General features: G+C 36.7%; 9 protein-coding genes. 3 read left to right on the plus strand and 6 right to left on the minus strand.

The window, feature by feature from the left end:
* The first annotated feature begins 45 nt into the window (after positions 1-45).
* Positions 46-1,233 carry an efflux RND transporter periplasmic adaptor subunit gene (locus SJ312_RS08895; protein ID WP_110592251.1) on the plus strand — a complete coding sequence of 396 codons (1,188 nt, stop codon included), beginning with the start codon at positions 46-48 and terminating at the stop codon, positions 1,231-1,233.
* Positions 1,234-1,248: 15 nt separating this feature from the next.
* Positions 1,249-4,407 carry an efflux RND transporter permease subunit gene (locus tag SJ312_RS08900; protein WP_004260435.1) on the plus strand — a complete coding sequence of 1,053 codons (3,159 nt, stop codon included), beginning with the start codon at positions 1,249-1,251 and terminating at the stop codon, positions 4,405-4,407.
* Between the two features lie 60 nt (positions 4,408-4,467).
* Here the strand turns inward: SJ312_RS08900 and SJ312_RS08905 are convergent, their stop codons facing one another.
* Positions 4,468-10,350 carry a TcdA/TcdB pore-forming domain-containing protein gene (locus SJ312_RS08905; protein ID WP_319867459.1) on the minus strand — a complete coding sequence of 1,961 codons (5,883 nt, stop codon included), beginning with the start codon at positions 10,348-10,350 and terminating at the stop codon, positions 4,468-4,470.
* 272 nt (positions 10,351-10,622) lie between these two features.
* On the opposite strand from SJ312_RS08905, the gene SJ312_RS08910 reads away from it, so the two are divergent.
* On the plus strand, positions 10,623-11,558 hold the full coding sequence (locus SJ312_RS08910) for a filamentous hemagglutinin N-terminal domain-containing protein (RefSeq protein ID WP_110592253.1): 936 nt from the start codon (positions 10,623-10,625) through the stop codon (positions 11,556-11,558).
* A gap of 73 nt (positions 11,559-11,631) precedes the next feature.
* Here SJ312_RS08910 and SJ312_RS08915 read toward each other — a convergent pair whose 3' ends face one another.
* From SJ312_RS08915 to mazG, 5 genes are all read right to left on the minus strand, one after another.
* Positions 11,632-13,017: an SLC13 family permease gene (locus tag SJ312_RS08915; protein ID WP_004260445.1), complete on the minus strand. Its 1,386-nt coding sequence runs from the start codon at positions 13,015-13,017 to the stop codon at positions 11,632-11,634.
* Between the two features lie 394 nt (positions 13,018-13,411).
* Positions 13,412-19,300, minus strand: a complete 5,889-nt coding sequence (locus SJ312_RS08920) for a TcdA/TcdB pore-forming domain-containing protein (protein WP_319867462.1) — start codon at positions 19,298-19,300, stop codon at positions 13,412-13,414.
* A 212-nt stretch (positions 19,301-19,512) separates the two neighbouring features.
* A complete protein-coding gene (eno, locus tag SJ312_RS08925; protein WP_004260453.1) occupies positions 19,513-20,814 on the minus strand; it encodes a phosphopyruvate hydratase in 1,302 nt (433 codons plus the stop codon).
* A gap of 65 nt (positions 20,815-20,879) precedes the next feature.
* A complete protein-coding gene (gene pyrG, locus SJ312_RS08930) occupies positions 20,880-22,517 on the minus strand; it encodes a glutamine hydrolyzing CTP synthase (protein WP_004260455.1) in 1,638 nt (545 codons plus the stop codon).
* A gap of 779 nt (positions 22,518-23,296) precedes the next feature.
* Positions 23,297-24,091, minus strand: a complete 795-nt coding sequence (mazG, locus tag SJ312_RS08935; protein WP_036958289.1) for a nucleoside triphosphate pyrophosphohydrolase — start codon at positions 24,089-24,091, stop codon at positions 23,297-23,299.
* Positions 24,092-24,664 lie beyond the last annotated feature (573 nt).

Consider the following 24,664-nt stretch of genomic DNA (forward strand, 5'->3'; position numbering starts at 1 on the left):
TCTTATTTTTGTTTTGAACTCATATTGATTAATTGAGGTTAACTTATGCGAAAAAACAGAGGGGTGTTACCTCTGGCTCTGTTAGTTCTTTCAGGTGGCTTGGCTTTATCTGGTTGTAACGATGAACAACAAGGTGGCGGAGAACGCCCGGCGCCTGAAGTAGGAATTGTTACGCTTAAAGCCGAACCTCTGACTCTCAAAACCGAGTTACCAGGCCGTACATCCGCATTTCGTGTTGCCGAGGTTCGCCCTCAGGTTAGTGGCATCATATTGAAACGCAACTATAAAGAAGGTAGCGACGTAGAAGCAGGGACATCTTTATACCAAATTGACCCAGCACCATTCCAAGCAACCTATGACAGCGCAAAAGCGGAACTTGCAAAAGCACAAGCCAATGCGAATCTGGCTGCATTAACGGTGAAGCGTTATAAACCATTGTTAGGTACTAATTACATTAGTCGTCAGGAATACGACGAAGCAACCTCAACCTATGCACAAGCACTTGCTGCCGTCAAAGCTGCTGAAGCTGCGGTTGAAACGGCACGTATCAACCTGAATTATACCAAAGTAACTGCACCGATCAGCGGCCGTACCGGTAAATCGAATGTGACTGAAGGGGCTTTAGTATCTACAGGACAAGCCACTGAATTAATGCGTGTTCAGCAACTTGATCCTATCTATGTTGACGTAACACAATCGAGTGACGATTTTTTACGTCTCAAAAATGAGATAGCGAAAGGCGCTATACAGCGAGAATCAGGGAAAGCACCTGTCAGTTTGATCAACAACAACGGTCAAGAATACGCACAAAAGGGTGTTCTGGAATTCTCTGATGTCACTGTTGATGAAACAACAGGGTCTATCACCATGAGAGCCATGTTCCCTAACCCGAACAAAGAGTTACTTCCAGGTATGTTTGTTCGTGCTGTATTAGAAGACGGTGTTATTGAAAAGGCGATTCTAGTTCCACAACAAGGCTTGACTCGTACGGCTCAAGGAACTTCTCAAGTCATGGTTGTTGGCGCAGAGAATAAAGTTGAAGTCAGAAAAGTTAAAGCAGGACAAGCAGTTGGCAACAAATGGCTGGTAACTGAAGGTCTACAAGCAGGTGATCGTGTCATTGTCATCGGCTTACAAAAAATCAAACCAGGAATTGTTGTGAATCCTAAGGAAGCAAACTTAGAAACGCAATCCATAGACAATCAGGCAAAACCTGAAGAAAAGTCTAAATAAGGGAGCGGCTGATTAATGCCTAAGTTTTTTATAGAAAGACCAATTTTTGCGTGGGTAATTGCAATTATCACCATGCTTGCTGGTCTGTTGGCAATTATCCAGTTACCTGTTTCGCAGTACCCGACCATCGCGCCACCGGCTGTTTCTATTTCAGCTAACTATCCGGGAGCGGATGCTGAGACGGTACAAAATACAGTAACGCAGGTTATCGAACAGAACATGAACGGTATCGATAACTTGGTATATATGTCATCGAGCAGTGATTCATCAGGTTCTGCTAGCATTACGCTGACATTTGAAGCAGGAACTGATGGTGATATCGCGCAAGTACAGGTGCAAAACAAATTGCAACTGGCGATGCCATTGTTGCCACAAGAAGTTCAGCAGCAAGGTATTAGTGTCGATAAATCAACTAGTTCATTCTTAATGGTTGCGGGTTTCGTTTCTAGCGATGGCTCAATGGGGCAATACGATATTGCCGACTACGTAGGGTCAAATATTAAAGACCCACTTAGCCGAGTTAACGGTGTAGGTGAAACTCAACTGTTCGGTACCCAATATGCAATGCGTATTTGGTTAAAACCAGAGCAACTCGTTAAGTACAACATGACCACAACAGATGTCATTAATGCGATCAAGGTACAAAATAACCAAGTCGCAGCAGGGCAACTCGGTGGTTCACCGTCTGTAGCAAACCAGCGTTTAAACGTTTCTATCATTGCGCAGACACGTTTAAATAGCCCTGAAGAATTTAGCAATATTCTATTACGTGTAAACCAGGATGGTTCACAAGTGCGTATTAAAGATGTTGCTGATGTCCAATTAGGTGCTGAAAACTATAGTACGATTGCCCGCTTTAATGGTAAGCCAGCAGCAGGTATCGGTATTAAACTGGCAACCGGAGCGAACGCATTAGATACGTCTAATAACGTCCGCGCTGCGCTTGAGGAAATGAAGCCTTTCTTCCCTCAAGGATTAGAGATTGTTTATCCATACGATACGACCCCATTCGTTAAAATTTCAATTAACGAAGTGGTTAAAACGTTAGTAGAAGCAATCATGCTGGTTGTTGTCGTTATGTATTTGTTCCTACAAAACATCCGTGCAACACTGATACCAACGATTGCAGTACCTGTCGTATTGTTAGGTACCTTTGCTATCTTGTCGGCATTTGGTTATTCCATAAACACCTTGACCATGTTCGCGATGGTACTCGCCATCGGGCTTCTCGTCGATGACGCCATCGTCGTTGTTGAGAACGTTGAGCGTGTTATGCAAGAAGAAGGCTTGTCACCAAAAGAAGCGACCAAAAAATCAATGGGTCAAATCCAAGGTGCGTTAGTCGGTATTGCAATGGTGCTGTCTGCGGTATTTATTCCTATGGCCTTCTTTGGAGGTTCTACAGGGGCAATTTACCGTCAGTTCTCAATTACCATTGTATCCTCCATGATCTTATCAGTACTGGTTGCGATGATCTTAACACCAGCACTGTGTGCCACCATGTTGAAGCCAATTGAAAAAGGCAGCCATGGTAGCCAAAAAGGATTCTTTGGGTGGTTTAACCGCACATTTGAAAAACAAGCACACCACTACACCGACAGTGTAAGCCGTATGCTTAACGGCACGGGCCGTTATTTAGTGATTTACCTGCTGTTAGTGGTTGGTATGGCGTTCATGTTCGTCCGCTTACCGTCTTCTTTCTTACCAGCGGAAGACCAAGGGGTATTCTTGTCAATGATCCAATTACCACCAGGATCAACGCAAGAACAAACCCAAGCGGTATTGGATGAAGTGAATAACTACTACCATACCGAAGAAGCCAAAAACGTTGAGTCGGTCTTTACCGTTGGGGGCTTTAGCTTCGCAGGTCAAGGTCAAAACATGGGTCTCGCTTTCGTCGTTCTGAAAAATTGGAGCGAACGTAAAGGCGATGAAAACCACGTTGATGCGATTGTACAACGTGCAAATATCGCACTGTCACAAAAACAAGAGGCACTGATTTACGCCTTTAACCTACCAGCGATTGTTGAGTTAGGTACCGCAGACGGGTTTGACTTTGAGTTAGTCGATAAAGGTAACTTGGGGCATGATAAACTGATGCAAGCCCGTAACCAGTTACTTGGATTAGCTGCTCAGCACCCAGAAATGCTTCAAGGTGTTCGTCCAAATGGTCAGGATGATACCTCGCAATACCGTATTTATATTGACCAACAAAAAGCACAGGCTCAAGGTGTCGCTATCAGTGATATCAACGCAACATTGAGTTCTATGTTTGGTGGAAGCTACGTGAATGACTTTATCGACCGTGGTCGTGTGAAGAAAGTTTACGTACAAGGTGACGCAGAAAGCCGTATGTTACCTTCTGACATCAGTAACCTGTATGTTCGCAATAACCAAGGTAAAATGGTTCCGTTCTCTGCCTTTATGGACGAATCCAAAGATCCTTGGAAGTATGGTTCACCGCGTTTAGAGCGTTATAACGGTGTCCCTGCGATGAACATTCAAGGTCAGGCAGCTCCAGGGAAAAGTACTGGTGATGCGATGCTGTTAATGGAAAAACTCACCACTGAAAACCTGCCTGAAGGAATTGGTTACGAGTGGACAGGTATGTCATATCAAGAACGCTTAGCAGGTAACCAAGCCCCTGCTCTGTACGCAATCTCCTTGATAGTGGTCTTCCTGTGTTTGGCGGCTCTCTATGAAAGCTGGTCAGTTCCATTCTCAGTTATGTTAGTCGTTCCATTAGGTATTATTGGTGCGTTACTGTTTACCAGTGTTCGTGGTCTAGACAACGACGTTTACTTTAAAGTGGGCCTCTTAACAACCATTGGGCTATCGGCGAAAAACGCAATCTTGATTGTTGAATTCGCCAAAGACTTGATGGAAAAAGAAGGTAAAGGGTTAGTCGAAGCAACACTGAATGCAGTTAAAATGCGTTTACGACCAATTCTGATGACATCTTTAGCATTTATGTTAGGTGTTATCCCACTGGTGTTTAGTAACGGTGCAGGTTCTGCATCCCAGAACTCAGTAGGTACTGGTGTTCTTGGGGGAATGTTTGCCGCAACCTCATTGGCTATCTTCTTCGTTCCTGTATTCTTCGTGGTGATCCGTCGCCGTTTCTCGAAGAAATCAGAAGATATTGAACACAGCCATCCACCAACAGCACAATAATTGCTGATCGATAAATCGAAAAGAGCCACTCATGTTGTGGCTCTTTTTTTATATATTAATTTAATACTGACTTGTTGTAGATAACATGACGAAATGAGGTTTATCCTGCTCTTTGGGTGCAGTTTGAATTTCAAAGTCTTCCTGAGTAAAATCTATTCGATTCAACAACTCCCCTAATAAAGCTATCTTATCATTGATATTAAAATGGCTTCTGAAATGCATTGATAAAGACATTAAACCGTGACTGGCCAAAGCTTGCTCAGCTAATAAACTCACATCAATGTGTTGATCTGTTCCATCAATTTTTAGTTGTAGATGACGATACGAGTGAGCCTGTGGACCATAAATTCCACGGATATAAAGAGATGTATTATTTATTGAATCTGTAATAACCAAGTCATCTCCTTGGCGATTAATAAAAATCTCCTTCAATTGGTTTTTTATGGGTAGGATAAGCAAATCAACAATTCGGTCTACCGAATAATTATCAATAATAATCGTTTGATAGCGCTGCCAATCTACTTTTTTAAACTGATAAGTATCGGAGCCCTCACCACCATTAAGAATTAAAACAGAAACATCGCCTAATGCTGCAGGAATAACGACATCATCCTCCGGTGTTCCTTTAATAATTAATGATAAGCCTAATTGTTCATGAGATGATATTGGATGATAAATAATTGCATTTTCTTCTGTTAACAGCATTAAGCCATCCGCTATTTTTTGCACTGACTTAAAAGTAAGCTCAGGGTATAAATCAACATGCTTAGGTAATTTATTGGGAAATCGAAGAACACCCTGACTATCGAAAATATTGTTAAACCTCATCTCTCCAATCGCGTTTATTCGATATAGCTTCTTTGATTTTGAATCAAAAATAACGCCATATTGTTTATCGTGATCAAAATCGATAATTTGTAACTCACTTTCTAACGAAAATGAAGGCGCAACAACAACCATCTCGTTAAAATACCATGCTGGTAATATGCGTTCCCCATTAGTATCTTTTAATCCAAACAATGCAATGGGGTCCTTTTCATTGGAAAATTGAGCAAAACGCTCCCATTTCAAAGGCTCTCTCGCAAACCAGTCTTTATTGAGGGCAACTAATTGTACACTGCCATTCGCACCCAGTTGCCTAACAAAGCCTTCTTTTTGGATAACAAGGAGCTCCCCTTGCCAGTGCGTGACATTTTCTATTCCACTCAAATTTAAACGAAAGGCACTAGGCTTATTTGGCTTAATAATATCTTGCCCTAACCCTTTTTGATAAAAAATGGAGTCTTCTTTTCGGCTATAAAAGAAAAAGACTTCCTTTCCATTTTCATTTAATAAACTTCCTAATAATTCCAAGTCCTTAGGAGGAAACCAATACCATAAATCGTACCTCGGATTATAACGTCCGAAGCTTGTTGCAAATATTTTTGCAAGTGTAGGTTTAATGCCATAACGCTTTAATTGAAATATCGCCTCCTTACCATCGTTAATAGACAGAGGAAACCTCACTATCCAAATTTTTTCTAACGGAGCATTTTTTGCGAGCTCACAATCAATATATTTTAAATCTTCTTCACTTATCGAAATAAACTCATTCAAGAATAGCTGTTCATTCACATTTTTTCTTTCTGAATTGGCTCTAACCAGTGTTCCACTCTCATTGAGTAGCCAGTAATGATGCCAAAAACCATTTTCATCAGTGCCCGATATCATCACCGTGTTCGCTATGCTGGGTTTGATGGTAATTGTCTTTTGATATTCAGGACTCATATCTCGACAGGCTAAGTAGTCATGGCTACTAAATTGCTTACGTTGTTCAAATGATAATAATGTTTGTGTGTCATGTAAGTTATCGAGTAATAACCTGTTATTCACAACGCTCACGAGCTCTAATTTATCACTCTGTATTAGCCTATAGGTATTTTCAACCATACTGCCAGTACTTCTTTCTGTTAATGTTATATACAGTTGGTCATCAACCAATGTGACTTTAATAATTTCGGCATCTAAACCTAAAACCATATTCGCTTTAAGTTGAGTCAGTAAAGAACCTGTATTGATATCAACCTGCCAAATTACTGATTCCATTGATGAATAAAAATAGGCTGTATCTCCATTAATTTTTATTAGTTGTGCCGAATGATTTTCTTTATTTTTTGAGTGAGTAAAAATGACCCGGTCATATTGAACATCATAAAATGCACGTCCCACGTTTAAACCGTTATATTGATAATTATCGATGGCAACATACTGGCCGTTAAGCTTGTTTTTAATTGATAAATCATGAAGATGCTGTTTAATTGTCTGGCTTTTGTTTACCCATTGACTACCATCTACATTAATAATCTTTGCAGTCTTATTAATAAAATCTATTTCACATACTTCATGCTGAGCATTGACAAGTAAAATCGAATTATCCGCCACCGATGTATCAACATTGATAGTAATGCCACTTATTTTAATGTGATCATCCATGATCTGAATAACATGCTCTTTTCCATCACTTTCTATTAAACTCGTATCAATTACCCAGCTAGATTGTTTTCCATACATAGCCCCCTCAATTAACGTAAGAGATGCGCCATAATTAACTGTAATTTGATATTCCCCACCATTACCAGTGACAGCGTGCGTAATATGCCCTTGCCATGGAATAGGCATTTTAGGAACGGCTAATTGTCTATTTTGGCTATCTAGATTGACATGAATGGTAGTATTTTCATATTCATGCTCTAAAGTGGTGATGACATACTCTAGGCCACAATAAAAAAAATCAAAATAGAATTGATAGCGTTCTTCCATTCCTCTCAAAATAGAAAAACCATTATCCCCTCGAGAAGTTCCACCAAAAAGAGAGCTATATCTGTAACGAATGAACGATCTAGGTACAACTGGTAATATCACCACCCCAGTTTGATTTCCATTAAAGAATACTCTTGACTCAGTAACACCAACAGCTTCTCTAATATTAATTGCATATGATTTATCAATCTCAGCACTTGGCCCTGATTGAAAATCATTCAACCAGCAATGCTCTATATACCACTTTTTTTTCACACCTCGATATATATATTGGCTACCAAGGTCAAAATAGCCATTTTTAAAATCTAATTTCTCGATGACAATATTAGGTGTTGGTATCAAAAAGCCTTTTTTTGCATCATAACTTATCGCTGCATTTTGATAGTCTCGTTGATAAATCGCGAATTCTTCCCCTACAGCAACAGCTTTTTGTGCGTGTCTTTCATTAATATTAACCAGTTCGGTGATACCAATACCTATTCCCATAAGTGGTACAGCTAATGGCCCTGCAACACCTGCCACCGTTTCCGCACCAAGTAGAGATGCTCCCGTACTTACAATACCTAACCCTAATGATGATGAATCAAAAGCTAGTTGAGTACCAAATACAGCTCGCTGAGTTTCATTTTGTGCATTCGCTAACTCATAAATATCGAAACCAACCATAGCTCCTTGGAAAATAACCCCTAACCCTTCATTCGCTGTACGTACTAGAGACGAAGAAAAGCGATTCATTACTGATTTCGCCACTCCATTCCCTTCACACCATAATGAATATGCAATTTTTCCAGTTTTCATGGCATCATTGATAGCACCATGGGCCATCATAGAATAGCTAATATAACTATGAATACGCAGTGCTGTTGCTAAATTAGATGTTGGCCTAGAAGAAACCACTTTTCTATTCTCCGACCATTGAATGATTGATTGTATTCCCATCGCTATATTGAGGCCATCCACATGTTCTGTACCCTCAATATCTCTTTCACATTGCAACTCCCCATCACTAAAAGAATAATGACTCTTTAACATAGCCATTTGCTTGTGAAAATATTCTTTAAACTCAATAAATGTTGTGTCTTTCGTTTCAGCCCAATATATCTTTTCCTCTATCCCTTGATGTATAAATTGAATACGATATCGGCCATCTTCCAAATTCTCAACATTTTCAAAAACAGGTAACCATTTTTCATCTAGTTGATGACTTTTGCACACTTCATTAATTGAGTATTCAAGACGTTCCCCCCATTTCTCTGACTCCAAAATAATTAAGGCTGTCTGTATTTTCTTATCTTTTGCTATTAAAGACTGATGTTCTAAAATACTCTCCATTTTCTTATGTAGAGAAATAGATTCCATTAAATTATCTGAATAAACCAAATCGGAAACAGTTAAACCACTACCAATTTGTACTTCAGACATTTTTCCCGTATTAATAGAGACCAATTCAAAACTACTATTTAAAACCGCATACTGCTCTGCCATCTTGTTTTTAAATAAAAACTTATTTAAAGTTAAAAATAACTTATCAGAATCATTAAAAGCATAAATACCAAAGTTTGGATCATAAAAATAATAATTAATTTCATTACCACTTTTGACTTTACCTAATAACATTGAGTGTGTTGTGCTATTTAGCGCATAAATATTTCCTTGTTCAGCATTAATCAGAATTTCTTTTATTTCATTTAACTCAAATTGGCCAATTATAGTTGATGCGTGTGCCGCCTCTATATTTACATGAAGTTCTTTTAACGCAGCTTGTAACAAAGTTGAATTCGGCTCCGTTGGTGATGCCCCAGCTAAAAACATCTTATTAAGCAATTTATTTGCACCATCACTGCCCTCTAAGGCTAATGCAACAGCCATTGCCCTAACTAAAGAGTAACAACGTCCCCCTGAATTATCACCCATTAAATATAAATAAAAATCTTGTGGTGCGAGACGTTTCTCAATATAACCGCTATCTCTAAAGATTGAATTAAATTTATAAGTAAAATCTAAAACATCATAAATAAAACCTGAATTTTCTCTCGAGGTTATATACTGAGCTAATACTCCGCACTCAATGGCAGTAAAATCATTCTCAAAGTTAAATATTTCCGCTTTTACTGATAATATATCATTATTAAATTTATCAATAACATACATACATGGGAATAACAGTGGATCCGTAACAAATCGCTGAATATCTTGGCTTATTCTATGCTTTTTAAGCATCATACAGTCAAAAAGACTATTTTTTAAATGACCATCACGCTGAACTTGCGCAACTAAACTAGGATTATTCGTATCGTAGCCTACTTTTTTTAATACTTTCGGTAAGATTTGTTTTACTGGGCGATCTGTTAATAAAGCTTCTGTAATAGCGTCTGCAATGACCTGTGACCTGGCTTGCCCATGGCTTGTTGACTGACCTTTTGGTGTTTCCGAATAAGAAATGCCAGTATCCATTTTTTGCATACCAACTGGTGTATGTTCAATAAATGCATCCGAAGGAATCAATGTATTAAGTCGCTGGGTAATTTCCTTTGCATGCTCAAGCCCCGATTCAGATAAGTAAATAACAGCTTGATCCGTTTGTATACCAAATTTTCTAGGCCCCATAATTTTGGCTTGTTCTATACACTGAAGTGACGACTCATGAAATAACTTCACCAAAGATTTTGCCAGCCGATTAATATATTTTTTATGTATATTTATAGTTAACCTAGCATTTATACTAGAGCGAAGTTTTATCCTTTGTTTTAAATTTTTAGGGAGAATACGCAGTGCTTGTGAACTTAATAAATCGGAATCAACAAGGTTAGATAATTCAATATCCTCTTTACCTTGAACTCTTATATCGACATCATTATTTCCTGTTGATAAATCTCTTATATAACCAATAAACTCCAGCTCTTCTTGATTACTGAGTTTTTCAATACCAATAGGAACATCATTGTTATATAAAAAATAAGATTTTCTTTCTATTTCTTTCTTTAATTTATCATGTTTTTTCAATAAATCTGGAGACCATTTTCCTTTATGGCGATATTCATATTTAATCGCCTCAACTAGCATCATAATATTTTTATCAAGCTTTATTTTATCCATTACATAAATGGCATGATTCAATAGAGAGCTATAGCTATCACCAGACATATTATTAAATCCCTTTATCTTTAATTTAAAAACATAACAAGTAGTAATTTATTAGCAAGGAAAATGGAACTTATAAGCGGCCAAAAACATAGTGTAACAATTATTTACATCATATTTTTCCGATTTTCCGATTTTCCGATTTTCCGATTTTCCCTGAGTGCTAACGTATCATATTTTATTAAGCCAAACTAATTTTTGATTATTATAAAAAACAACTAAATACATTATGCTTTTAATCATTAAAGGATTTTTACAGCAAGGAGCTAATACCAATGAAGAAAACCATATCATTCACTCTACTAAGTTGTACTTTATTTCATACCACATCATTAGCCGAGGCCCCTGATATCACAAAAGCAAAAGTCATTAATATAGAAGCCCCTCTCAAAAATAACATCTCGTTTAATACCTTCGAAAGTCTCTCATCTAATGACGATGGTTTAATTTTTAATAATGATATTAACAGTAATACTAAGCTTAATAATAAGGCAGCAAAGCTTATTTTTGCAGAAGTAACAGGGACTGAAACAAGCAACTTACAAGGGATATTAGGAATAAAAGGGCAACGCGCTAACCTTGTTATCGCAAATCCTAATGGTATTTCATGGAAAGACGGCGCCGTTGATAATATTAATAGCCTCTCCTTAATTGCCGGTAAATTTGAAAAAAAATATATTAAAAACAAAGAGAAAGATAACCAGCTTGAACTCCAAAAATTGGAGGACTATAACCAACTGAAGTTTTCAACTCAACCTGCTAGCCAAATCAGTATTAGTCAGCAACAAGGAACTCCAATTCAACTATCAAAATTAAATGTCGTTGCAGACCAAATAAAGCTGCAAAATACACTTAATATCCACTCTGCCATACAAAATTATATCAGCGCATCTGGTAATAGTACCCTTTCTCCTAGTGAAGGCATTGTCAAGTACAGCACAAAGTTCAAAACTGACATTCCTTATATTCAAGGAAATCATTTAGAGATGGATGAGCAAACTAAATTGACAGGTCGTAACATTGTACTTGAGAGTCACCAATATCACTGTAAAGATAATTTCCTTTGCCCACAGAATAAGATAGATATTCAAGGAGTTATAAACACGATGAGTTTCTCTGTGCGCGGAGATGCAGACATTATTTTTTCTGATACAGGTGTGATAAAAATAGGGAAAAACCAACAGGCTCTTATTGCTAAAACAACGCAATAATCTCAATTTAGCGTACAACAACAAATAACGGCCTCAATAAGAGGCCGTTAAGTTAAAGTGAATTGATCCTAATTTACATCCAGATAAACCAAGCAAACAATGAAATCACAAGGATACAAGCCACGTTTAATACCGCACCAACACGTACCATTTCAATTTGCCTAATATAACCGGAACCGAACACAATCGCATTTGGCGGTGTAGCAACTGGCAACATAAACGCACAGGATGCACCAATCCCAATAATCATGGTTAATACAATGACTGGCATACCTAATGCTTCAGCAACTGTTGCAAAGATTGGTACTAATAAAGCTGCACTCGCCGTATTACTGGTAAACTCAGTCAAAATGATAATAAAGGTAGTAACAGCTAGAATAATAACAAACCAGTGACTTTCACCGAATGTCATTTGCATCCAGTCTGCCATGATCTTACTTGCCCCAGAAGAACTTAAAATTGCGCTGAGTGTTAAACCACCACCAAACAGCATCAATACGCCCCACTCGGTATTTTTTTGAATTTGAGACCAGCTAGCAACACCTGTTACACCAATTAAAATCGCAGCACTCATCGCAATGATTGTATCTAAATCTTTTACGCCACCTAATGCATCACTAATAAACGTACTCGTGATCCAACAAACTACGGCTAAAAGGAAAATCGTCATTGCTGTAATACGCTTTCCATTCCACTCAACGTGTTCTAACTCAATTTGAAAACGATGTTTCAGATTTGGACGTAACATCATGTACATCAATACAAACATCATTGGTAGTAATACCACCATGATTGGAATACCATATTTCATCCATGATAAGAAATCTAAACCTAAAGCCGCAGCCGCAATCGCATTTGGAGGGCTACCTACAATCGTGCCTAAACCACCGATACTTGCACTATAAGCAACACCTAATAGTACAAACACGAAAGTATTACGTTCATGACGTACATCGAGATTAGATAGTATACCTAATACTAGTGGTAGCATCATTGCAGCTGTTGCTGTGTTACTAATCCACATAGAAAGTAACGCTGTTACACCAAACAGCAATAATACCGCGACTGATAAGCGCCCTCGAGCTGCCATTAGTAAGCGATTTGCAATTAGCCTATCAAGGCCTTGGATATGTAAAGCCGTCGCTAATGCAAAGCCACCGAAGAATAAGAAAATAATCGGATTTGCAAATGATTTCAATGCATCCCCTGTATTCATCAGCCCTAAGCCTACTGCCAAGATCGGAATACACAGTGCAGTAATGGTGACATGGATAGCTTCAGTTAACCAAAGCACACCGATGAAAACCATCATTGCAAGACCTGCATTTGCTTTATCATCAAATGGTAAATATTTTAGTAATAAAATTAAGAGTACGATATCAACAGCTAAGATTATCCATCCCCGTTTATTCGAGGGGGTTGGGCTCACTGATGGTGTTAAAGATTCTGAAGCGTCCATGTTTACTCCATAGCTTTGGAAGCAAGTTTATTTTTAGCGCATATTGTTAATAATTATTTATAAGCTGTGAAATATAGAGTTAATTTATTGAGATGAAAATGTGGATAAGCTAAAAGTGCGATCTACCCCGCGCAATTTTTTGTGTTTTTAATATCTCTACCGGAAAATGTTCTATTTTGTAGGCAAATAACCGCATAAATTAACAGTTTCAATCGACAGAACAATTGCGCTAATACGCCAACACATCAGTCAGCAGTTAATCCCCCCCCAAAGCTAAATAAATGATATTAATAGATGAAAAACAAACTTAAACTAAAATATCAACCAATGAAACTAGACAACTAGTTAAGCTAGCCAGTTAAAGTCCAGCTAGCTTAACTAATTCATACCTGCTCTATCCCACTAAAACAGGCGCAGTAACCAACGAAGGCTGTATTATATCCTGATGTCTAATCATGCTTTCACGATGATTTAATGATGATGTCATTGCTGAAAGCTGTGCTAACTGATTGTCATGAGCCAACAGTATTTCTTCATCAGACTCATTCGGTGTATTAGTAACCATAAGCCCATCAGTCAATAAATAATTATCTACAATAGTTTTCACCCCAATATCTTCGTTAGAATTTAAAAATCGCAATTGAAGGTGTTCATATCCTTGAGCATTAGCAGAAAATATACGCCTAATAATAAGTATGCTATTTGTATTTATATCCGTCAGGATAAGGTCATCTCCTAGGCGATTAACAGCTAGCGAGTTCATATCGTCAACAGGTAAAACAAGTGTATCTGTCAAACGATCGCTCGCATTATTATCAATGATAATTGCTTGATAATGTAGCCACGCTGCTCTAGAAATAACATAACTATCTTCTTTATCTCCCGCACTTAATACAATATTTTTTACATTATTTATAACTGGCGGGTTAATTATATCCCTTGAATTTCCACCGTTAATTAATAAAGATGATGAGAATCCCTCTTTATTACCATCTAAATTATTCTCTCCCTTACTATAATATAAAATCTCATCATTAGTTGTATACATTAACAATCCATTTTTTAATTTTTTAACTGTATCAAATTTAATATTTGGGTATATCTCATACATTGAAGGTAGTGATAAAGTATTTTTTAAATTATTTTTATCAAAAGCTTTAACTAAAGCAGCTTCATTTACAATTGGTTGCCAATAAAGTTTCTTATTTTCCATATCAAAAATAATTGCTGCTGAACGGTACTCGTCTATTCCTAAATATTGCAATGTATTCAGTGATGATAATTGGTATGCAATAACAATACTTTTATTTTCATACCAAGCGGGAATAATAGCTTGATTATGACTCATTTTTAATCCAAGTAAAGCATATACTCCTTGATTTGACTCTAATTTACCAAATTCTTCCCACCATCTTGTTGGATGTAAATCAAACCACTTTTTATTTAGTGCCACAGGTTGAATATTACCTTGAGCGTTAACTTGACTCACAATGCCATTATTATTAGTAATTAAAATTTTACTTTGACTAAATATAACACTCTCAATATCTTCGATATTTATTTCCTTGATCCCTTGCTTTTCTATTTGAAAGAAATTTGGATTCTCTCCGACTTGTCGATATATTAACTTTTCTTTATAACTATAAAAAAAGAATACTTCTTGCCCATTATTATTTAATAAAAAGCCAACAAATATTAAATCTTTAGGCTCAAATAATTCTTTGCTATCGAGAGCAAGCTTATATGAAGTAACCGTTGGCCTTATAATAACACCGTCTTTTTCCCTTAACCAATAATGATATATATTATTATTTTTATCAATTCCTGATATTTGGATGACATCAGCCAGCTTCACACTTTTACTATATATTGTTTTTTTATCTTTTACTTTATCAATTAACAATAAATACTTACCAAAAATCACATCTGAAATATCCTTAGGTATGACCGATTTTTCTTCGAATAACTGATAATGAGTCAGCTCATCAATAGAAACACTAACTAATATAATTTCATTTCCATTTATCATATAATTTGCGACTTCATGAACTCCTTCACTAGGATAACGACATGAGAAATAAATATTTTCATTACTAACCCATAACTTAGTTAATTCAAAATTCCGCTGAGCATTATTATTAATAATATACATATATTGGACTTTATTATCCTTATCAACTAACCACAATATATTATTATCTTTTGAATAAAAACATGCCCCCGTCCCTAATGGAGAAAATAGATCAGCATTTTTAGTATATTGTTCCGATGAGTCAGTGAAAATATATCTCCCTGTAGAAACCTGATAAAATGCTCGGCCTACATTAACATTCCCAAACTGATAATTTTCAATTAATATGTACTGCCCCATAATTTTATGTTGTTCATTTAATTTATTTAAATGATTAGATAAATCTTCCTTATGGCCGACCCACTTATTTCCATCTTCGCTAATTAAATTTATACTTAACTTTAAAAAATCTATTTTATAGGTTTCATTATTATTATTGATATATAAAAAGTCTTTTTTTGACACTGATGGGCCTAATTTTATTTTTACTCCACCAAAATCTATACATTCAGACTTAACGATAATGTCATTTTTATTTAATAGTTCACTACTAATTATCCAATGAGAAGGCGATACCTTATTAGAATCATCTATCAACTCTATTTCTGCACCTATTTGTGGGCTAAGTTTATATACCCCACCATTTCCTCTTATCGAATATTTAATTTTCCCATGCCATTCATTGGGTATTTTTGGAATAACCAAATGTCTATACTGATTATTTAACTTTATTTCGATTTCTGTATCTACATATTCATGAAATATCTGAGTGATAGTATTTTCACTTGGAAATATATAAAAATCATAATCGAATTTATCTGTATTTTCTAAACGACGAATAACATCAAATCCACTATCATGACGTGTTGTTGCTCCTGGCCATAAATTGTAATCATATTTAATATACGATTTTGGAGTGATAGGTAAGACAATTATTTGCGCATCTAAATAACCATAATGTCGGCTACTCATATTATATCCGATACCTTTACGAATATTAATTGCCTGTTGACGGTCATGTACCATTGTAGGGAAATTACCCGCCCAAAAAATATAATTTTTCCGTCCGCCTCCTGCAGAATGTGCGCTAGTCCTATAGATATACTGGCTATCAAATTCAATTTGGTTATTTCTAAGATCTATTGTTTTAAAAACTGCACCAGCGCGCGGAAGAACAATACTTTTATCAGGTAAGTAATCATATCCGTTATTTTTATATGCTTGGTCTAACTGATAAAAATATCTACCTACCGATTTAGCATCTTCTCCTATCACTGCATAATTACGCGCCAAACTAGTGAAACCAATACTTAACCCTGCAAAAATAACCCCTGCTCCCCCCATAAATACTGAAGCTTCCGTTACTCCTAAAGCACCGGTTCCTAAACTGAGTCCTCCTGTGACAAAACTCGCAGAATCAAAAGCAAGTTGTGTACTAAATATAATCTTATGAGGTTCATCTTTTGCATAGGTCAATTCATATATATCAAAGCCGACTAAGGCACCATTAAATAAAACAGTAACACCTTCATTTACTGTTTGAGCTAATGAAGTAGAAAACAGACTAATATTTTTAGCTTCATAGCTAATATTTCCATTTAACCCACTACGAATTATACCCACAATTTTACCTAAATCATTCAGAGCCCCATGAAATATCATCCCATAATTAATATAACTATGTATTTTCAATGCTAATGCTAAGTTAAAATTATCATTTTTCATGCCGTTTCTATTATGGTTTTTATCTGAATACCATAGCATCAAAGACTGAATCGCTATTCCTGCATTTAATCCATCGAATGATGGCTCATTGATATTATATTCACTGTTATTATCTATATATTTTTGTGGCTTTATTTTTTTACCATCGAAAAAATAATTTTCCCCAAATAATGCTACTTGCTTTTCATAGTAATGATTAAATTCTTTAATTGTCGGATCATCCATTTCAATCCAATGACTTTTTTCAGGATCATCATAATCTATAAATTGAAGTTGATATTTACCTTTCTCATCCTCTTTCAGTGTAGAAAATATAGGCACCCATTTTCTATTAAATTGATAGTTCATTGATAAATTGGCAAGAGAAGTTTCTAAACGGTATCCCCATTGTTCTGCTTCTAACATAGCCAATGTTCCTTTCAATTGAATGTCTCTTTGAATAGCAAGTTGTTTATTAACGATACTACTAGTTTTACTTTCACGTTTAGTAATTAAACTCAGTGAAATAGGCTCACTTAAATGAGTTACACTTAACCCATTCCCCACAGGAACACTCGACATATCATCGGTAATAATTGAAATCACTTCAAAAACCGGATCTTTATTGCTCCCAAAGGCTGAGTAAAAATCAGCCATTTTGTTATCTACCATAAATTTTTTAAATGCTGAAAATAGTTCTTTACTATTATTAAACGAAAACAAACCGAAGTTAGGATCATAAAAATAATAGTGTGATTTTTTATCATTTATAGTTTTACCAATAAGCATCGAGTGATTTTGACTATTAATAGCAAACATCATTGTTTTTTGCTGCGCCTCTAATAAACTCTGTGTTTCTTTGATATTAATTCTACCATGAGAAAATGATGCCTCTATTGCTTCCACATTCGAATGTAATCGCTCCAATGCCGTTTTTATTAATATTGAATCATTATCTTTAGGATTTGCTGATGCTATATAAAGTTTATTAAATAAAGTATCCGCACCTTTTTGATCATCTTTTGCTAATGCAACTGACATAGCTCTAACCAAAGGGTAACAACGCCCTCGAGAATCATCCCCTATCAGCGTTAAATAAAAATCTTGTGGCATTAATCGATTAATTTGGCTATTTAATGAATAAAATAATTCACTAACTTTTCCTGTTTCATTCAAAACATATTTTATATATTCTGAGTGACCTACATTATTAATTCTTTGATATAAAGCCCCTCGTTCTATAGGGCTAAGGTCTTGAGTCAAATATAATTTTTTCAGTTCTATTGAAGTCATATTCTTCTTTAATCCTGATATATTGACTTCTGAAAAATCGTTCATGCCCTCACTAAAACTATTTCTAAATGAAGGTTTATTAGAATTTTTATGAACAAAAACTAAATTTTCATATCGCTCATTGATTGTTTGCTTATATTCATTAATACCGCCATATATTGATTGTTCTTCATTTTTAACAACAGCGTTCATACCTTTACTTTTTTTTATTTCCCACCATAACTTACTTCTTTCTATTTGGTTCCCTTCAGACAGTATTCTATTATAATGATTATGATAAAAACTAATTTGAATATCACTTTGTGCTAATTTTCGTTTTAAAGATTTTATTTTAACTTTATCATCTATTGTTTTATTTATTTTCCCATTTAGTTCCTGAAGTTGTTTCTGCCATACTTCTTGGAAACTTTTTAACATTTTTACATGATTATTTATTTTTATACTTATAGATGTAATAAACTCATGCCATGCTTTAGCGCTATCTAATTTTCGTTCCGTTTCAAATATATTATTACCTTTCTCATCCACATATAAGCAATTGAATTTCTTTGCTATAGACAATATTTTGACATGTATATTTTCCCGAGTATTTTCAAATTTATTTTTATTTATACTATCCATTTTATTATTAGGAATATATTTTAATATTCTATTTTTCCCTTCTATTGCAAATGATTTTCTTTCACCGTTAAAATATTTAACCTCTTGTTTTTGCAAGACTAATTGCCAATAATTATTTACAAACTGCATATATGCTGTCGCATTACCATTTGTACCATCTTTTATTTTATAATCTTGATAATCAGCAGACATAACAACATCATCATATAAAATTGAACTATTCATTCTGCAATCATTATAGACTCGATAATGATCTTTATCATGATTGGTAACTATAATAGAATTTTTATTTAAAGTACCTGTAAATAAGAGAAACGTATCTGATGGTTTTTTAGGAATATCTACATAGGAGGGATATAAATGAGTTGCATCATAATTATTATTATTGAGTAAATAACTTTTAATTACAAACGGGTCAGGCTGCTCGCTATCATAATAACTAATATCATATCGTGAGTTATCATGTTTAATTAATGTTACATCTACTTTTTCTGTCGTTGAGCCGATTTTAATTAACTCGCTTGTATCTAGCGTATATTTATTGATAATTTCATTTATATTTTCAATTACTTCTGTATATTTTTTTACTGTCATTGCATTCATTCCTTTGAATAAAAATCAATTATTTATCTAAAATGAATAATGACTGTAAATTAATATCTCCTTTAGTACCATAATCAAAAAACAAATTCAGATTGAATTTTATAAAAAAATTCAATTATATTTGTTGCATTAATACAATAAATAACCCAAAAAAAAGGGAAGCCTAAGCTTCCCTATTCATTAACTTGCTAAGCAATAAATAATTATGCTTGGCCTTTAACTTCTTTTAAGCCATTGAATGGTGCATTTTTACCTAATGCTTCTTCAATGCGAATCAGTTGGTTATATTTAGCAACACGGTCAGAACGGCTCATAGAACCTGTTTTGATTTGGCCTGCCGCTGTACCAACTGCTAAATCTGCAATAGTAGCATCTTCAGTTTCACCTGAGCGGTGAGAGATAACAGCTGTATAGCCTGCATCTTTCGCCATTTTAATTGCAGCCAAAGTTTCAGTTAAAGAACCGATTTGGTTGAATTTGATCAGGATAGAGTTAGCTATACCTTTATCGATACCTTCTTTTAGGATCTTAGTATTAGTTACAAACAGGTCATCACCAACCAGTTGGATTTTGTCACCAAGAACTTTAGTTTGGTATGCGAAACCATCCCAGTCAGACTCGTTCAGACCATCTTCGATAGATACGATTGGGTACTGTTTAGTCAGTTCTTCTAAATAATGTGTGAACTCTTGTGAAGTGAAGGTTTTGCCTTCGCCTTTCAGCTCATAATTACCGGTTTCTGCGTTATAGAACTCAGATGCTGCACAGTCCATCGCCAGTGTTACGTCTTTACCTAACACATAACCAGCTTGCTCAACCGCTTCTTTAATTGCTGCTAATGCTGCTGCGTTTGATTCTAAGTTAGGCGCATAACCACCTTCATCACCTACAGCTGTATTCATACCTTTAGATTTCAGTACTTTTGCTAAGTGATGGAAGATTTCAGAACCCATACGAACCGCTTCTTTCAGCGTTGGCGCGCCAACAGGCTGGATCATGAATTCTTGGATATCAACGTTGTTATCTGCGTGCTCACCACCATTGATGATATTCATCATTGGCAGAGGCATAGAGTATTGACCGTGAGTACCATTCAAGTCAGAGATGTGCTCATACAGAGGCATACCTTTCGCCGCTGCTGCTGCTTTAGCATTTGCTAAAGATACAGCGAGAATTGCGTTTGCACCAAATTTAGATTTGTTCTCAGTGCCATCGAGATCAATCATGATTTTATCGATGTTAGCTTGGTCTTTAGCATCTTTACCGATCAGCGCTTCTGCGATTGGACCATTAACAGCAGCAACTGCTTTCAGAACACCTTTACCCAGAAAACGTGCTTTATCACCGTCACGCAGTTCCAGAGCTTCACGAGAACCTGTTGACGCACCTGATGGTGCCGCAGCTAAACCAACAAAGCCACCTTCTAAATGAACTTCAGCTTCTACAGTTGGGTTACCACGAGAGTCAATGATTTCACGACCGATCACTTTAACAATTTTGGACATTAGGTTTTCCTCAGTACAAGTTAAATTTTGGGAAGTTGGTGCACCTGCGCCGACTTCCCCATATCTTATTTCAACTCACCTTTCTGGTACTTACCAGCGGCTTTAACAAAACCTGCAAACAACGGATGACCATCTCTTGGTGTAGAGGTGAACTCTGGGTGGAACTGACAAGCCACAAACCATGGATGATTAGGGTTTTCAATAATTTCCACCAGCTTATTATCCACTGAACGACCTGCAATTTTTAGGCCCGCATCTTCAATACGTTTCAGTAGTAAATTATTCACCTCATAACGGTGGCGGTGACGTTCAATGATAGTTTCTGAACCATACATTTCACGTACAAGGCTACCATTCACTAAATGACATGGTTGGCCACCAACACGCATTGTTCCACCAAGATCGCTCTCTTCTGAACGTACTTCAAGGTTACCCTCTTCGTCGCGCCATTCAGTAATCAGCGCAACAACAGGGAATTTACAATCCGCTTTAAATTCTGTTGAGTTTGCATCTGCCATATTGGCAACATTACGTGCAAATTCAATCAATGCGACTTGCATACCCAAACAAATTCCTAAGTAAGGGATCTTGTTTTCACGTGCATATTGAGCGGTCAGAATTTTCCCTTCAACACCACGCTCGCCAAAGCCGCCTGGTACTAAAATAGCATCTAAACCTTTTAGTAACTCAACACCTCGAGTTTCAATATCTTGTGAATCAATTAATTTGATGTTCACAGTTAAACGGTTTTTCAAGCCACCGTGTTTTAATGCTTCAATTACAGATTTATACGCATCTGGTAACTCAACATATTTACCCACCATCCCAATAGTCACTTCACCAGCGGGATTGGCTTCTTCGTAAATAACTTGTTCCCACTCAGCTAAATTAGCTTCTGGCGCATCAATGCGGAAACGGTTACAGATGTATTCATCCAAACCTTGTGATTTCAATAAGGCCGGGATTTTATAAATTGAATCAACGTCTTTGAGAGAAATAACCGCTTTCTCTGGCACATTACAGAACAATGCGATTTTTGCACGTTCATTTGCTGGGATCACTCTGTCTGAACGACAAATCAGCACATCTGGTTGAATACCAATTGACAGTAATTCTTTCACAGAATGTTGAGTTGGCTTAGTTTTTACTTCACCAGCCGCTGCAAGGTATGGCACTAATGTTAAGTGCAAATATAATGTGCGTTCACGGCCAACTTCAGCTGCCATTTGACGAATCGCTTCAAGGAATGGCAATGATTCGATATCACCAACTGTACCACCAACTTCAACCAAAACGACGTCATGGCCTTCACCACCACGGATGATGCGGTCTTTAATTTCATTAGTGATATGAGGGATAACTTGAATTGTAGCGCCTAAATAGTCGCCACGGCGCTCTTTGCGCAGAACTTCAGAGTAAACACGCCCAGTCGTAAAGTTATTACGACGTGTCATTTTAGTACGGATGAAACGCTCATAGTGACCTAAATCTAAGTCAGTTTCAGCGCCGTCTTCTGTAACGAAAACTTCCCCGTGTTGGGTTGGGCTCATAGTGCCTGGATCTACGTTAATGTAGGGATCCAGTTTCATAATAGTCACATTGAGTCCACGGGCTTCGAGTATAGCCGCCAAAGAGGCTGCGGCAATGCCTTTACCCAGTGAGGATACGACCCCGCCGGTCACAAAAATATAATTAGTTTTCATGCTGAACCTGAAAGTTTAGGTTTAAAAGATGATGGATATAACAGGACGGGAAAACAGTATACCCGAACCTTAATTTCGCTACAAATGTTCTAAGCATAATAAGGCTAAATTTCATCAATACTCTAATATTATCAGCAAGTTAAAAGCGAAAAATATTTATCGCTTCAAAATTAGTCATCTTTATCTATTTTTATAGATTAACACAGTTCAAACACAAAAGCTAAATCCTTTCAGCTCATTGTATGGTGTAAAAAATGCGATTCTGCACTAACTTTGATTTTGAATAACTATTTACTCTAACTCTCCACATTTAACCTTCGAAAACTTCAACCTCCATATTATTTTTGAAGCTTTGTTTGGAGCCATTGCATGAGGTGATTTTAGAACAAACCAACCATATCGAACATATCGAATTTTTCTGTAGATGCTTCGTTCTATATATAATTAATGCTCTAGATAGTTCGTGCTACAGCTAGGCGGCAAGAGAGGATATCTCAGGGAGCATACACAAGTATGTGACCTGAGTAGCCGAACGCAGCTAACAACGCTGTAGTGCGAAATATGACGAGCAAAGCTAGACGGCAAGAGAGGATATCTCAGGGAGCATACACAAGTATGTGACCTGAGTAGCCGAACGTAGCCAACAACGCTGTAGTGCGAAATATGACGAGCAAAGCTAGACGGCAAGAAAAGATATCTCAGGAAGCATACACCAGTTATGTGACCTGAGTAGCCGAACGCAGCCAACAACGCTATAGTGCGAAATATGACGAACCATTTTATTCTTGACTCTTAACCTGCTGCCAAAGCCCTTCCATCTCATCAAGTGTAGCACTTTCTGTCGTTTTGCCACTTTCCGCTAGGCTTTTTTCGATTTGACGAAAACGACCTTCAAATTTGTTGCAAGCTTTTTGCAACGCTATTTCAGGTTTATGACCTAAATGGCGAGATAAATTCACTACGGCAAACAATAAATCGCCGATTTCTTCTTCTAGGTGAGTTTGGTCAACAACCACCTGTGTGGCTTCTTCCATCACCTCTTCAAGTTCTTCATGAACCTTACCCACAACAGGGCCTAACGTATCCCAGTCAAAACCGACCGAAGCACAACGCTTTTGAATTTTATAGGCTTTCATTAGTGCTGGGAGCGAATTCGGGATATCATCTAGCACAGAAAACTGCGATTTTTCAGCTCGCTCTTTTGCTTTTCGTTTTTCCCACCCCTCAATCACTTCCGAGCTGCTCAATGTGTTATTTGTATCAAAAATATGTGGGTGACGATGTTCAAGCTTATCGCTCACTGCTTGGCAAATATCATTAAAATCAAACAATGATTTTTCATTCGCCATTTGCGCATAGAAAACCACTTGGAACAATAAGTCGCCCAGCTCACCTTTTAAGTCGTTAAAATCTTCACGTTCTATCGCATCAAGCACCTCATAGGTTTCCTCAAGTGTATAAGGTGCAATAGTTTTAAATGTCTGTACTTTATCCCATGGGCAACCTGTTTGTGGGTCACGCAGCTGTGCCATAATGGATAATAAGCGCTCGATTTCGGGTTTTTCCTGACTCATTGTATTAACCTTTGATTTTCTTTTGTTTCTAATTGTCATCTTTATCTCAAACTTACCAGATATAAAGGCAAATCAACAAATTTTTCCCAACAAAAGAAAAAACAAAGAAAAGATTATTGAATATTTGCAAAAAATTATTTTCAAAATAGTTTGAATTGCAGCTAGGCGGCAAGTAAACGAGCCCCTAGGAGCATACATCAGTATGTGACTAGGGTGAGAGCGCGCAGCCAACAACGCTGCAGCTCAAAATATGAAGAAAATGTAGGAGCATACATCAGTATGTGACTAAGGTGAGAGCACGCAGCCAACAACGCTGCAGCTCAAAATATGAAGAAAATGTAGGAGCATACATCAGTATGTGACTAAGGTGAGAGCGCGCAGCCAACAACGCTGCTGCTCAAAATATGAAGAAAATGTAGGAGCATACATCAGTATGTGACTAAGGTGAGAGCACGCAGCCAACAACGCTGCGGTTCAAAATATGGAGAAAACCACTGACAATATAACAGTACTGATTTTCAAAATAGTTTGAGTTGTAGGTAGGCGGCAAGCGAAGATATCTCGGGGAGCATA

This window comes from Providencia sp. CIM-Carb-044 (assembly GCF_033901115.1).
In the GTDB taxonomy this organism is placed as follows: Bacteria; Pseudomonadota; Gammaproteobacteria; order Enterobacterales; family Enterobacteriaceae; genus Providencia; species Providencia hangzhouensis.